At 68.4% G+C, this 11,654-nt stretch carries 12 protein-coding genes; 6 read left to right on the top strand and 6 right to left on the bottom strand.

The genetic code is table 11. The annotated features are described in order from the left end of the window. Positions 1 to 121 precede the first annotated feature (121 nt). From ACIBEF_RS20715 to ACIBEF_RS20700, 4 genes are all read left to right on the top strand, one after another. Positions 122 to 1,357, top strand: a complete 1,236-nt coding sequence (locus ACIBEF_RS20715; RefSeq protein WP_396794841.1) for a low temperature requirement protein A — start codon at positions 122 to 124, stop codon at positions 1,355 to 1,357. Positions 1,358 to 1,594: 237 nt separating this feature from the next. Then, entirely contained in the window at positions 1,595 to 1,894 is a 300-nt protein-coding gene (locus tag ACIBEF_RS20710) for a hypothetical protein (RefSeq protein WP_396794840.1), read from the top strand. Between the two features lie 78 nt (positions 1,895 to 1,972). After that, positions 1,973 to 2,530, top strand: a complete 558-nt coding sequence (locus tag ACIBEF_RS20705) for a hypothetical protein (RefSeq protein ID WP_396794839.1) — start codon at positions 1,973 to 1,975, stop codon at positions 2,528 to 2,530. A gap of 1 nt (position 2,531) precedes the next feature. Continuing rightward, the gene (locus tag ACIBEF_RS20700; protein ID WP_396794838.1) at positions 2,532 to 3,971 is read left to right on the top strand and encodes a dihydrolipoyl dehydrogenase family protein; all 1,440 of its coding nucleotides are present in this window, start codon (positions 2,532 to 2,534) and stop codon (positions 3,969 to 3,971) included. Between the two features lie 164 nt (positions 3,972 to 4,135). Here the strand turns inward: ACIBEF_RS20700 and ACIBEF_RS20695 are convergent, their stop codons facing one another. Continuing rightward, positions 4,136 to 4,744, bottom strand: coding sequence for a TetR/AcrR family transcriptional regulator (locus ACIBEF_RS20695; protein ID WP_396794837.1), 609 nt, complete (start codon positions 4,742 to 4,744; stop codon positions 4,136 to 4,138). A 319-nt stretch (positions 4,745 to 5,063) separates the two neighbouring features. Here ACIBEF_RS20695 and ACIBEF_RS20690 point away from each other — a divergent pair, with 319 nt between their 5' ends. Next, positions 5,064 to 5,837 (top strand): alpha/beta fold hydrolase, encoded by a 774-nt coding sequence (locus tag ACIBEF_RS20690; protein WP_396794836.1) that lies wholly within the window; start codon positions 5,064 to 5,066, stop codon positions 5,835 to 5,837. A 129-nt stretch (positions 5,838 to 5,966) separates the two neighbouring features. On the opposite strand, the gene ACIBEF_RS20685 is transcribed toward ACIBEF_RS20690, so the two are convergent. Both ACIBEF_RS20685 and ACIBEF_RS20680 read right to left on the bottom strand, forming a co-directional pair. After that, positions 5,967 to 6,290 (bottom strand): nuclear transport factor 2 family protein, encoded by a 324-nt coding sequence (locus ACIBEF_RS20685; protein WP_396794835.1) that lies wholly within the window; start codon positions 6,288 to 6,290, stop codon positions 5,967 to 5,969. Between the two features lie 90 nt (positions 6,291 to 6,380). Then, positions 6,381 to 7,211, bottom strand: coding sequence for an SDR family NAD(P)-dependent oxidoreductase (locus ACIBEF_RS20680; protein ID WP_396794834.1), 831 nt, complete (start codon positions 7,209 to 7,211; stop codon positions 6,381 to 6,383). 58 nt (positions 7,212 to 7,269) lie between these two features. Here ACIBEF_RS20680 and ACIBEF_RS20675 point away from each other — a divergent pair, with 58 nt between their 5' ends. Beyond that, complete coding sequence (locus ACIBEF_RS20675) at positions 7,270 to 7,920, top strand: TetR/AcrR family transcriptional regulator (protein WP_396794833.1); 651 nt, start codon at positions 7,270 to 7,272, stop codon at positions 7,918 to 7,920. On the opposite strand, the gene ACIBEF_RS20670 is transcribed toward ACIBEF_RS20675, so the two are convergent. From ACIBEF_RS20670 to ACIBEF_RS20660, 3 genes are all read right to left on the bottom strand, one after another. After that, positions 7,917 to 8,585, bottom strand: coding sequence for a class I SAM-dependent methyltransferase (locus ACIBEF_RS20670; RefSeq protein ID WP_396794832.1), 669 nt, complete (start codon positions 8,583 to 8,585; stop codon positions 7,917 to 7,919). The two genes, ACIBEF_RS20675 and ACIBEF_RS20670, sit on opposite strands and share 4 nt — an antisense overlap. Positions 8,586 to 8,637: 52 nt before the next feature. Next, positions 8,638 to 9,318: a DUF1152 domain-containing protein gene (locus tag ACIBEF_RS20665; protein WP_396794831.1), complete on the bottom strand. Its 681-nt coding sequence runs from the start codon at positions 9,316 to 9,318 to the stop codon at positions 8,638 to 8,640. A gap of 76 nt (positions 9,319 to 9,394) precedes the next feature. After that, positions 9,395 to 11,590 (bottom strand): HelD family protein, encoded by a 2,196-nt coding sequence (locus ACIBEF_RS20660; protein WP_396794830.1) that lies wholly within the window; start codon positions 11,588 to 11,590, stop codon positions 9,395 to 9,397. Positions 11,591 to 11,654: the final 64 nt, after the last annotated feature.

Raw genomic sequence — 11,654 nt, 5'->3', positions numbered from 1 at the left:
GTTCCAGATGATGGTCAGGTCATCCAGCTCGGCGTGCGTCCACGCCAGACGCCAGGTGAGCGTCGACGCAACTCCACTGGCGGTCGGCTCGTTGGAAGCGAGGGGCGGACGGAGGCGGACGATGGCGGCGGGGCGGGGTGCCGAGCTGCTGCGCCCTCCGATGAGTTCGGGTCGGGCGACGTTCCTGGAGCTCTTCTTCGATCTGGCCTTTGTTGTGGCCCTCACCCGGGTCTCGCAACGTTTCGCCGGAGCGGCCGATGACACCGGCTGGGCGCTCGTCTCGGGCTTCGGGCGTACCCTGCTGCTGTTTCTGGCGCTCTGGTTGATCTGGTCGCACACCGCCTGGATCACCAGCCGGTACGAACCGGAGCAGCCGGTCATTCAGGCCGTCATGATCGGCACCATGTTCGCCGGACTGATCATGGCGGTGACGCTGCCCCGCGCCCTTGAGGAACGTGCGGTGCCGTTCGTGGTCGCGTACCTGGTGGTGATGGTGCTGCGGCCCTTGGTGGTAGCGGTCGCGCTGCGCGGGCATCCGCGACGGCTGGTGCCCTTCCGGCTTGTCGTGTGGGCCGTGGCGAGCGCCCCGCTGTGGCTGGTCGGCGCGTTGGGCCCGGATCACCTCCGCCTGCCGCTGTGGGTTGTCGCCCTCGCTGTCGACTACCTCGCCTGGGTCCTGGGCTGGCCGCTGCCGTGGCTCGGGGTCTCGAAGATAGGTCGGTGGCGGATCGCGGGGACTCATCTCGCGGACCGTTATCAGCAGATGTTCCTCATCGCGCTCGGTGAGTCGATTCTGGTTATCGGCGTGGTTTTCAGCGGCGCGGACTACTCCGGGGATCGGGCGGCCGCCTTCGCGGTCACGTTCGCGACCAGCGCGTTGCTCTGGCGAATCTACTTCTACCGCGCCGGTCTGCTGTTGTCGGAGGCGTTCGGTCGGGCCGGTATGCCCGGCCGGCTGGGCGCGACGTCGGAACGGACGCACCTGTTGATCGTGCTCAGCGTGCTTGTCACGGCGGTCGGCTACGAGCTGGTGATCGATCATCCGTTCGGGCAGCCGCGGCCCAGTTGGCTGCTGTTCGTGGTGGGCGGACCGATGCTCTTCCTCGTGGCCCGCTTGCGGCTGGAGTACGAGATCTTCGGTCAGGTCGCCCGACCCCAGCTGATCGGTCTGGGCGTTCTGTTGTTGTCCACGCCGGTGTTGGCGCATTGGGCGCCGATGGTCGGGTTGAGCGTGGTGGCCTGCGTGCTGGCCCTGGTCGCGCTACTCGGAGCGCTGCGCTGGCGAGGCCAGCCGTTGGAGGTTCCCGCCTCGCCGATCGGACGGGAGACGTCCGGGGAAGGCGACTCCGAGGCGTAACGCGGCACCCGTACGCCATGACGGCCCGTTTCGTTCCGTAACCGTCGGGCTGGGCGCACAACGCGTTCACGTCGAACCGGTGCTCCTTCTCCCGCGTGGTGGCGAGCGCCACAGAATGCCGAGATAGAACGGTCGGTATTGACGGCGACGTGGGGACCCGTTACCGTTCTGCCAGACAGAACGTTCGTTCCACCTGGCGCTCGGCCAGGTGTACGGCTGTCCCTGAAGGAGAGCGCCGTGCCCACCAAGATCACCCTTGTCATCGGTAACCCCGCCGACCCCGACGAGTTCGAGAAGGTCTACGCCGACGTACTCCGGGCCGCGGAGACGTTCCCGAAGCTTCAGCGGGTCGAGTCGGCCAAGGTCTGGCCGAAGGAGGACGGCACGCCCACACCCGCGTACCGGACGCTCGACCTGTACTTCGCCAGCTACGAGGACGCCTCTGCCGCAGTCGCGACGCCCGCTGCCGCTGCCGTCTTCGGTGGGCTCCAGGGGGCTCAGGTGGAGATCACGGGGCTGTTCTCCCACGTCGAGTAGTACGGCCCTTCCCCTCCCGGCGGCGGCCCTCACCCCGCTGGATGTCCCTTCGCTCCGGAGATTTCCGAGAGGATGACCATGACCACCGTTGCCGTTCCCGGCATCTCGACGACGGCCGCCGCCCTGCGGCGGTTGTACTTCGGTCGCTTCGCCTTCGCGATCGTCTGGGCCGCCGTGACGTTCCCCCTCGCCACACACCTCAACCCCCTCACCGCCGCGCTGCTCGTGCTCTACCCGCTCTTCGACGTGGCCGCCGCGATCGTCGACGTCCGCGCGTCGCGGGCCACCGGATCGCCCACCCTGTTGTACGTGAACGTCGCGATCAGCCTGCTCGCCGCGGTGGGCCTGGGTGTCGCCGGCGCGTCCGGCATCCCGGCGGTCCTGCGCGTCTGGGGCGCCTGGGCGGTCGTGGCCGGACTGGTTCAGCTGATCGTGGCCGTCACCCGCCGCAAGATGGGTGGCCAATGGCCGATGATCATCAGCGGTGGCATCTCCGTCATCGCCGGCGGATCGTTCTTCGCGGCAGCCTCCGCGGACAACCCGGCGCTGACCAACGCGATCGGCTACGCCATCCCCGGCGCCATCTTCTTCCTCATCGCGGCCATCCGCCTCGGACGCACCGCGAAGGGAAACTGACGTGGAAAAGGCCTCGTACGACGTCATTGTCATCGGCGCGGGACCGGTGGGGGAGAACGTCGCCGACCGCGTCGTGCAGGGCGGCCTGACCGCCGCGATCGTCGAGCGGGAACTGGTGGGCGGCGAGTGCTCGTACTGGGCCTGCATGCCGACCAAGGCGCTGCTGCGCAGCCAGACCGCGCTCCGTGCGGCTCGTCAGCTGCCCGGTGCGCGCGAGGCGGTGACCGGCGAGCTGGACGCGCAGGCCGTGCTGCGTCGCCGGGACGCCTTCGCCGCGCACTGGAAGGACGACGGGCAGGTCTCCTGGCTGAATTCGGCGGGGATCGCGCTGTATCGGGGCCAGGGGCGGCTTGGCGCCGACCGGGTCGTCGAGGTGACCGGCGCGGACGGTGCCACCACCTCGCTCACCGCCCGGCACGCGGTCGTCATCGCGACCGGAAGTGGCGCGCTGGTGCCGGACATCGCCGGTCTGCGTGAGTCGGCACCGTGGACCAGCCGTCAGGCAGCCGCCGCGAGCCAGGTGCCCGGCCGGCTCGCCATCATCGGTGGTGGCGTGGTGGCCACGGAGATGGCGACCGCGTACGCCGGCCTCGGATCAGCGGTGACGGTGCTCGCGCGCGACGGGGTGCTCACTGCGGCGGAGCCGTTCGTCGGCGAGCGGGTCACGCAGTCTCTGCGGGAAGCTGGCGTGTCGGTGCAACTCGGTGTCGAGGCCAGATCGGTGAGCCGCGACGGCGACGGCACGGTGCACATCACGCTCACCGACGGCGGACAGGTCGAGGCCGACGAGATCCTCGTCGCGATCGGCCGTACGCCGAACACGCACGACCTGGGCCTCGACCGGATCGGCCTGAAGCCGGGCGCCTGGCTCACGGTCGACGACACCCTGCGGGTGGTCGACGGTGCCGGCGCGCTGATCGGCGACGGATGGCTGTACGCGGCGGGGGACGTCAACCGGCGTGCGCTCCTGACCCACCAGGGCAAGTACCAGGCTCGCGCGGTGGGCGACGTGATCGTGGCGCGGGCCGCCGGCGAAGCGACAGATGACCGTCCGTGGGGTCGGCACGTCGCCACCGCCGACGAGCGTGCCGTGCCGCAGGTCGTCTTCACCGACCCGGAGGTCGCGTCGGTGGGGCTGACCGCAGCCGCCGCCGAGGCCGCTGGACTGCGGATTCGGGTCGTCGACTACGACCTGGCCGCCGTCGCCGGGGCCGCGCTGCACGCCGACGGCTACCAGGGGCACGCCCGGATGGTCGTGGACGAGGACCGACGGGTGATCGTCGGTTTCACCCTCGTCGGCCCGGACGTCGCGGAACTGATCCACGCCGCGACGATCGCCATCGTCGGTGAGGTTCCTCTGGAGCGGCTGTGGCACGCCGTGCCCGCGTACCCGACCGTCAGCGAGATCTGGCTGCGCCTGCTGGAGGCGTACGGCCGCTGACCTGCGCCGTACGGCCGTCCGCGTCATCGCCGGCCGTGGGCCGCTGCGACGAGAAGACGACGAGGTCCGCCGGGCGAGGGGTGCGCGCTCAACCGGTCGTGGCAACACACAGGAGCTGGGTCATCCTCCTAACGGAGGGTGGCCCAGCTCGAGGTCGTGCAGGGCTATCGGGCCGACTCTGCCGACCGACGCTCCGAGTTGATCCTGAGGAGCCCTTCGACACCACTCAGGAAGGTCTCGGACACCTTCGTGGGGTCGGCGAGGCATCCCGCCGCCATGGCACCGTCCCGGAGCATGACGAAATGGCGCGCTGCGGGATCCGCCGTTCCTTCATGGACCTGTGCCATGAGCGTGGTGATGGTCTCCAGGAACCATTGCCGGTGGGCCATGAGTTCCTGATGCACGGGATGGTTCGTGTCGGGATATTCCGCCGCGGCGTTCAGGAACGCGCACCCACGGAACCCGGGGGACTGGATGTTCTGAGCGATGGAATTGGCGATGGCCAGGAGCGGGTCGACCGGCGATCGGTTGGCGGCGAGCGCCTCGTCGACCATGCCGCGCTCCAGCTGATGCACCTCCCGCAGGTAGGCCAGGATGAGATCATCCTTGCTGGGAAAGTGGCGGTAGAAAGTAGCCCTGGTCACCTTCGCCTCGGCGATGATCCGGTCGACGCCGACGGCGTGAATGCCCTCCGCGTAGAAGATCCTGGTCGCCGTTCGGAGAAGCTTGAGGCGTGCCTCGGAGGGCCGGTTGGTGGGTTCGTCGCTCGCCATCCAACCATCTTAGCGACAGAACGTTCGGTCTTATCCTTGTCTGTGGTTGAGACGTGTCACCCAATGCTCGCCCAAAGTGCGAACGGTGACCGTCAACTCGTCCCGCTGTCCGGTTCGGATGCCGGCCAGGCGTACGGCGTTCTCCGATCCCGCTGACAGTGCCCGATCAATGCGGAATTCTGGATGCTGCAACCCCAACGGAGCAGGGACCGCGCGGGCTGAAACGCGGTGCCCCGGGAAACGCTCCGTCGACCGTACTCGTCGGTCCGGCCGGCAATCGCAGGCAACGGGTGACGAGGCCTCTCGAAAGGACCTCCAGATGAGCGCTGCTTCCGACATGTCTGCCCAGGAGATGCCGACGATCGTGCTGATCCACGGGGCATTCGCCGGCTCGTCGAGTTGGAATGGGGTGATTGCCAACCTCAAACATCGGGGCTATCCGGTCATTGCCGTCGCCAACCCGCTGCGGGGTGTGCAAAAGGACGCCGCGTACGTTCGCGCCCTCCTGGACAGCCTGCCCGGACCGGTCGTGATTGCCGCCCATTCCTACGGCGGGGCGGTCATGACCGAGGCGGCGGCTGACGCCCCCAACGTCAAGGCCCTGGTGTTCGTCGCCAGCTTGAGCCCGGACGTGGGCGAAAGCGCGCTCGGGTTGCTCACCAAGCACCCCGGAAGCATGCTCACCTCGAGCATCAGGATGATCCCGATACCCGACGACGACGGCGGCACAACCATGGATCAGTACATTGTGCAGGACAAGTTCCACGAGGCGTTCGCCGCCGACGTCGACTCCGCCACCGCCGAACTCATGGAGGCAACGCAGCGGCCCGCCTCCGCGCACGCTCAGGAGGAGAGCGTGACCAAGGTCGCCTGGAAGACGATTCCCTCCTGGACTTTGATCAGCGCGCAGGACCAGGCCATCCCGCCAGACCTGCAGCGCTTCATGGCCGACAGGGCGGGGTCCACGACAATTGAGATCGCCGCCTCCCACGCTGTGGCGGTCTCGCAACCCGGCCCGGTCGCCGACTTCATCGACACCGCCGCCCGCGCCACCGCACGCTCGATGCAGATGTCCAAGAGTCGTCGAGGTTGACGACGGTCGCTTCGTAGTGAACGGCGAGTTCGTCGCGACTGCACGGTGGCGTTTGAGCCGATTGATGCCGTGAACCACTGTCGCGTTCACCGGCCGGAGCAGCCCTCGGGCAGCCCGGCCGGTGACGCATCAGACGGGCTCGATCGCGAGGTCGATGACCTGGTCGTCCTTGATGTCGAACACAAATGCGAATGACAGGGGCCCGCCGGGGAAATCACCGTCCCCGGAGGCCACCAGCCGGTCGTCCGCGAACGAGGTCGGCGTGAGCACGACCTTTGGGTTGATCAGGTGCCCCTGGACCCACTCGCGGATCTCGGCCTCGCCGGCCCAGGTCTTCCCGTCATCGTGCACGCTGGCCCCCTCGCCGAAGACCGCGGCCAGGGCCTCCGCGTCGTGCGCGTTAGTGGCCGTGATGAAGCTGTCGACGGCCTTGGATAGAGTGATCTCGTTCATTTTCTGCCTCCAATTTTCTCCGATGCCCGGACGCGGGCGCGCGCTGGTGCGGCGCCGGTGTTCAGCTCGAGGTGCCGACCAGGGTCACGCTCAGAAGTCCGCTCCGCGGGAGAGCTTCTCGTTGGCGCGCAGCTCCGCGAGTGCGTTCTCGTGCATCGCAACAACGGCGTCGTAGCCGGAGTTGCCGAGCACGATTCGTTTCGGCGGAACGGGTGCGTTCATTGCGCTGATCACGGCCTGCACTCCACGGACAGGGTCTCCTGCCTGCTTGCCGTTGTGGTCCACGAACGCCGCCTTGACGCCCTCGACCATCGGTACGTAGGCGTCGACGATCTCGTTGACGTCCTCGTTCTGGAAATAGGTGAAGGCCTTGGTGCGGAACGCACCCGGCTCCACGACGAGCACGCGCACACCGAACGGCTCAACTTCCTGGCGCAGTGTCTCCGACAGTCCTTCGATCGCGAACTTCGCCGCCGCGTAGTAGCCGAACCCCTGTGCGCCGACGAGGCCTGCCACCGACGACATGTTCACGATCCATCCGTCGCCTCGTGCCCGCATACCGGGCAGGACCGCGCGCACCACCTCGACCACGGCGAACAGGTTGAGGTCGAACGTGCGGCGAATCGTCTCGTCAGGGGCACCCTCGATCGAGCCGTACCAGCCACGGCCCGCGCTGTTGACGAGCACGTCGATCCCGCCGAACCGCTCCTCGGCCGTCTTGACCGCCGCCCGCACCTGGTCGGCATCGGTGACGTCGAGCTGGAGAACCAGCACACGGTCTCCGTGTCGTTCAGCCCACTCTCGCAGTTCAGACGGCCGACGCGCGGTCACCGCCACCTGATCGCCCTGCTCCAGGGCGGCCTCGGCATAGACCAGGCCGAACCCACCCGGAGTCCCACCAGTGATGAACCAAGTCTTCACGGACTTCTCCTTTCGCTATAGAAGCCAATGTAGCGCTACATGAGGTAATGTAGCAAGCATGCAGAACGCACGGGATCGACTCCTGCTCGCCGCGGCGGAATTGCTGGAGAGCGGCGGCGCGGTGTCCACGAGGGCGGTGTGCGAACGCGCCGGGGTGCAGGCCCCGACGCTGTACCACCACTTCGGCAGCAAGCAGGGCCTGATCGACGCCGTGGCAAGCCACGGCTTCACCCAGTACACGGCGGTCGAGAGCTCCGGCGACCCGCTGGACGACCTGCGCGAGGGCTGGAACAGGCACGTGCAGTTCGGGCTGGAGCACCCGTCGTTCTACGGGCTGCTTTACGGCCGCGCCCAGCCAGGAAAGCCCTGCGCCGTCACCGCACCCGCGCACGCCGCGCTGCGCGATCGGTTAACCGCCGCCCGGGGCCTGCTCAAGGTGCCGGCGGCCGATGCCGCCGAACAGGTGTTGGCCGCCAACGTCGGCATCACGCTCACCTTGATCAGCCAGCCGGAGCCGGATCTCGGGCTGTCCGAACGCGTCCGCGAGGCCGCGCTGGCCGGAGTCCTGCGCATGCCCCCCGCCGAAGCCCCCGAGACTCGCGCGAGCGCCGCACTGACGCTGCGTGCGCTGGTCGGCAACGACCCGGGCGACCTCACCCCTGGCGAACACGCGCTGCTCGGCGAGTTGCTGGACCGCCTGGCCCGCTAGGGACAACGTGGTGCCTGAGCGACAGGTTTCTGGGCGAGGAGAAACCCTTGGCCAGGGCTGTCCGGTCCATCGGCGGGGACGCCACCCCAGAACACGGTTATGAAGCCGGCGTCGGTGCAGCTCTGTTCCGCCTCCCGTGGGGTCTGCCAGTAAAGGTCGAACTCGACGCCGAGATTGGCGCTGCGTCCCGCGCGTCGGACCTGACTGCTGCCGGCCTTGAAAGCGGTCACCAGATAGCCGCCCGGCTTGACAACGCGGTACAGCTCGCCAAAGGCCACTTGTCGATCGTCCGGTGCCAAGAAGATGAGGGAGTACCAGCAGACCGCGCCTACCAGCGACGCGTCCTCGAAGGGCAGCTCACGCAGGTCGGCGACGTCGAATCGGTAAGCCGCACGGTCACGGCGGGCCACGCGGATCATCTCGGGTGAGAGGTCGATTCCCCAGGGCGTCAGGCCCTTGGCGGCCAGGTAGGGCGCGAGGCGCCCCGATCCGCAGCCGATGTCGCCGATGTTGGTGCCCAGCCCGGTGGCGAGCGCCAGTACACAGAACAGGTCGAGGACGGCCCTCTCCGCGGGCATGCGATCCAGGGCGTCATTCAGGCGTTCCGCATAGAGCTCGGCGAGGACGTCGTGCGCGGCTCGCAACTCTTCGGTCTTGGCGTCCACGGAGAGGACAGTAGGACCCCGTACCCACCCGCACCTGCCGTGGTCCGGGCGATCAGTGCGGGAAGGCGCGGGGTATGCGCGCGGCGAGAAGCTCGTCGCGGAACGCGTGGATGCGTGTGATGACCTGCCGTCTGCCGACGGTGTTCTCGATGCGGTCGAGCGCGGCCAGGTTCTCCAACACCTCGACATGGTTGACGCCGTCGTAGGCGTCGATGCCGAAGCCCAGACTGGTCACCAGCTCCACCGGTACGTCCAGCGCTGCCACAGCGGCCAGGCTGGTCATGTCCTCCACCGGAGTGCCGAGGTTGCTCTCGTCGCCACGCAGCAGCACATCGGTGCCGCCGTCGACCAGCACCACAGCGTCGATGTCGAGGTGCTCCATGAGGTGCCGGTACGCCGTCCGCAGTGGCTGGACACCGAGCGGCGGAAATGCGTACACCGTCGACGGCAGTTGCTGTGCCGCCAGCCATCGGGCAAGCGTTCGCTCCGGGGAGTACGAGTCGGAGTTGGAGGTGTCCGGCCCTACCGCTGCGACGTGCTCAACCAGCCACGCGTCTCGGTCGATGAACTCGAGTTCCGAGAAGGAGAGGCTGGCCAGGTGTACCTGCGCGCCGGTGTGCCACAGGGCTAGCGCCAGGGGCAGACCCGCGTACACGTCGAAACCCCCACCCGCTCCGGCGATGAGGATGCTCCGTGCCGGAGCCAGCGCGGCGAACAGTGGCGGAACGGTCAATGAGGTCGAAGAAGAGCAACAACCCGCGCCGGAACGCTTTCGCGTCCTGCGCGACCCGGCCGGCCATCCCTTCTGCCTACGCGGCTGAGCCGCATGACCGCGGCGTGAGGGTCAGCTGTCCGAGTTCCTGGGTGCATCGGGTGAGCGCGACGTAGAGGCCGTTCCAACCGCGCGGTTCGGCGGCGATGCCCTGAGGGTCGATGAGGAGTGTCGCGTCCCATTCCAGTCCCTTGGACTGGGTCGCGGTGAGCACTGGCACATCACTCAGCACGGCTTGGAGTGTGGCGATGCGCTCCGCGGGGGCGATGACGCCGACCGTGCCGCCGTGCCACCGTTGCTGCAACTGCCGCACCCCGTCCACGGCGGCGCCGGCAAGCTCAGCCGGTGTGATCGTCCGCTCCCAGGGGGCGATGCCGGAGGAGCGCACCGCTCGTGGCGGAGTGTTGTGGCTGCCAGCCTTCTTCAAGATCGGTTCGGTGAGGTCCATGACCTCGCGCGGGGTCCGGTAGCAGATGGTCAGTTCCGCGGCGGTCCAGCGTTCTCCGAAGGCAGCCCGTACCGCTTGCGCCCAACTGGTGTGCCGGTGGGCTGCCTCGGCCTGGTCGATGTCGCCGACGGCGGTGATGGAGCGACTGGGACAACGGCGGAGAATCGTCTGCCACTGCATCTCGGACAGTTCCTGCGCCTCGTCGATGACGACGTGGCCGTACACCCAGCCGCGCTGGCGGCGAGCACGTTCGGCGAGGAATTCGCCCTGTGGTTGCGGGGTGTCGACGTCGCCGAGCAGGTCGGCGAGGGCGTCGAGAAGAGGGACGTCGCTTGATGCCCAGGGCGTGGGCTCGGCCGCGACGGCCGCGATCTCCTCGGGGGACAGCTGCGGGGCGAACCGGGCCAGCAGGGTGCGGTCGGTCAGGAGGCCACCCAGCAGGGTTTCGGGATCGAGGGTGGGCCACCACGCTTCGATGAACCGGGCGATGGTGGTGTTCTCGGCGATACGACACCGAAGCTCTTCGACCTCCTCCTCGGAGAGCAACCCGTTGATGTCGCTGCCGGTGGACGCCTCGGTGGAGGATTGGTCATGCGCCATGCCCTTGTCGACGCGGGCGAGGATGTCCTCGAAGCCTTCCTCCATCTCCGCCATCAGCGTCTCGCGCTGTTCGGCGACGACATCGGCCAGACGGTGGTGCAACTGCTCGGCGAACGCCGCGCGGGCCCGGTGGTACGGACGCCCCTGCACCGCCGAGGCGAGCGCCTGCGCCACGGTCGCGGCCGGAATGACGTAGAACTCGCCCTCCCAGCGCAGCTTCAGCTCGCGCGGTCGGGGGAGCAGCGACGTGACGTAGCTTTCGAGCGTCGGCTGCCAGAGGGCGCGGCCCTTGATCTCGGCGAGACGTCGGCTCTCGTCGCGGCCCACGTGAATGTCGGCCAGCAGGGTGTCGCAGGTCGCCGAGACGACGGCGGTCTCACCGAGCGCGGGCAGCACCTGCGCGATGTACTGGAGGAACCGCGGCGAGGGACCCAGGACCAGGACCGCCTGGTCGGCCATCTTCCGGTGGGTGAACAGCAGGTACGCGACGCGGTGCAGGGCAACCACGGTCTTGCCCGTGCCGGGACCGCCCTGGACGATCAGTGGGCCCGTCGCCTCAGCCCGGATGATGTCGTCCTGTTCGCGTTGCAGGGTGGAGATCGCCGTCGACATGCGGCCGGTGCGCCGCTGGTCGAGAGCGGCCAGCAGGGCGCCTTCGCCGACGAGTTCCGCAGTCGTACTTCCGTCGAGGGGTTCGTCGTCCACGCCGACGACGGCCGATCCCGTCGTACGGATGTGCCGGCGCCGTGCCTGACCCTGTGGGTCGACAGCCGTAGCGGTGTAGAACGGCCGAGCTGCGGGAGCGCGCCAGTCCACCAGCAGTGGCTCAGTGCCTTCGCCGTCGTCACGAAGACCGACGCGGCCCACGTGGCGCACAGTGCCGTCGAGGCCGTCGAGGCGGCCGAAGACCAGCCCTTCCTCTGCTCGCCGTAGTTCGTCGTACTGCTGGCGGAGCATGCGCTGCCGGGCCAGCTCCAACGCGTCCAGGGCCTCTGCAGAAAGCTCGACCTGTAGGTGATCGACCAGCCTGTCGCGCCGTGCCGTGGCCAGATCCAGAAATGCCTGTTCCTCGGCGACCGCGGGTCGTCGCGCGGCACCCTCCGCGGTGGAGGCCGGCAGTTGGCCGCCAGGTGCTGATTCGGCGACGCCAGCGGTGCCGATGCTCGGGGCAGACTTCCGGTGCATTCACAAATCCTTGGATCGGCGTAACCCTCGGCCCGGATGGGCCGCAGCGCATTCGGCGGCAAGC

This window comes from Micromonospora sp. NPDC050795 (genome assembly GCF_044456785.1).
Taxonomy (GTDB): Bacteria; Actinomycetota; Actinomycetes; order Mycobacteriales; family Micromonosporaceae; genus Micromonospora.
The sequence above is the reverse complement of the archived record's forward strand: the minus strand, read 5'-3'. Positions and strand labels throughout refer to the sequence as shown.